We start from the raw sequence: 1,731 nt of genomic DNA, 5'->3' as shown, positions 1-1,731 counted from the left end.
GTTTTTAAGCTCATATTTGTACGCAGTATTCCTTATTAATCTTTTTAATAATAAAAAAGATTACTATCATATATTTTGTTTATATAGTTAGTCTTAGGTTTTTGATTATTTGGCTTATATTTTCCTTGAAACTTTAATTTCCAACATTTTCTATTGGTAAATTTTCTTAAATCGATCCTTGATATTTTTTTAAAGTTTAAAGCTTTAAAGATTTGCTCAGCAATTTTCACTTTAGTTTTAAAGCTGTCTTTTAATGCTATAAATAAACCGATAACGGCAAAAATACCAAAAGTAAGCGCCATACAAGACATAGTATTCAAATAATAGCTGTTTAAGGTTAAAACTCTATCGAGATTATGATAAAAGATGTAGAGCCCTGTTATTACTAACATTACTATCAAAAAAGTGATAATAGTACATTTAATGCAAAATACAAAATAAGCCCAACGCCCTCGAAAACAGTTAGGGCAGACGCAGATGATCCTCTCATCAGGTTTGGCAATAGCATAGAGTTCGTAATGGTCGTTTTGCCATTCGGCAACGACAATTACTTCATCCCCTGGTTGAAACGGGCAATCACCAAGCCAACCACGGTAAATTTCATCGCCAATTTGAACATTAACAAAATTAGCCTCACGTAAAACAGGGTCATCTTCTGGCAAACCTGTTAAACCAACTTGCCCGCGTAAGGTACCAATAATGGCGCCAATTTGCGCTGCTCTATTGGCTCGCTCCATGGATTCTTGCATATTTTGGTAGGCTTCAACTTCAAACGCTTGTTGCTGTGTTTGTAAATCAATGCGTATTATGGTGCCACGAATACAGGTAAATTCATCGCCCCAGCAGGGTAATACTGGGGGGGTGGCGTTGCGTCGCCATGATTTATCGACCATTTGATTTTGAATTTTATAAAAGGTTTTTAAGCTCATATTTGTACGCAGTATTCCTTATTAATCTTTTTAATAATAAAAAAGATTACTATCATATATTTTGTTTATATAGTTAGTCTTAGGTTTTTGATTATTTGGCTTATATTTTCCTTGAAACTTTAATTTCCAACATTTTCTATTGGTAAATTTTCTTAAATCGATCCTTGATATTTTTTTAAAGTTTAAAGCTTTAAAGATTTGCTCGGCTATTTTCACTTTAGTTTTAAAGCTGTCTTTTAATGCTATAAATAAACCGATAATACCAAAAGCACCAAAAACAATGCCAAAAGTACGAAAATTCCTGACAAATCTTATATCTAAAGATAATACCGCATCTAAACCATAGGAATAGATATCAAGGCAAGTAAAAAATAACAATGCTATTGATAAAGTCAAAACAGTACACTTTACGCAAAAAATAAAATAAGCCCAACGCCCTCGAAAACAGTTAGGGCAAACGCTGATGATCCTCTCATCAGGTTTGGCAATAGCATAGAGTTCGTAATGGTCGTTTTGCCATTCGGCAACGACAATTACTTCATCCCCTGGTTGAAACGGGCAATCACCAAGCCAACCACGGTAAATTTCATCGCCAATTTGAACATTAACAAAATTAGCCTCACGTAAAACAGGTTTAGTTTCTGGCAAACCTGTTAAACCAACTTGCCCGCGAAATGTACCAATAATGGCGCCAATTCGTGCTGCTCTATTGGTTCGTTCCATTGTTTCTTGCATATTTTGGTAGGATTCAACTTCAAACGCTTGTTGCTGTGTTTGTAAATCAATGCGTATTATGGTGCCA

General features: G+C 34.5%; 2 protein-coding genes. Both read right to left on the bottom strand.

Annotated features, from left to right (window positions below):
- Window positions 1-44: 44 nt before the first annotated feature.
- On the bottom strand, window positions 45-929 hold the full coding sequence (locus tag A9G34_RS05725) for a putative type VI secretion system effector (protein ID WP_065569186.1): 885 nt from the start codon (window positions 927-929) through the stop codon (window positions 45-47).
- A gap of 30 nt (window positions 930-959) precedes the next feature.
- Window positions 960-1,731 (bottom strand): putative type VI secretion system effector (locus tag A9G34_RS10750; RefSeq protein ID WP_065569185.1); only part of this gene is annotated, 772 nt, incomplete at its 5' end.

Source organism: Gilliamella sp. Choc4-2 (genome assembly GCF_001690355.1).
Classification (GTDB): domain Bacteria; phylum Pseudomonadota; class Gammaproteobacteria; order Enterobacterales; family Orbaceae; genus Gilliamella; species Gilliamella apicola_A.
Note: the sequence above shows the minus strand (reverse complement) of the source record. Positions and strands in the feature narration are given on the sequence as shown.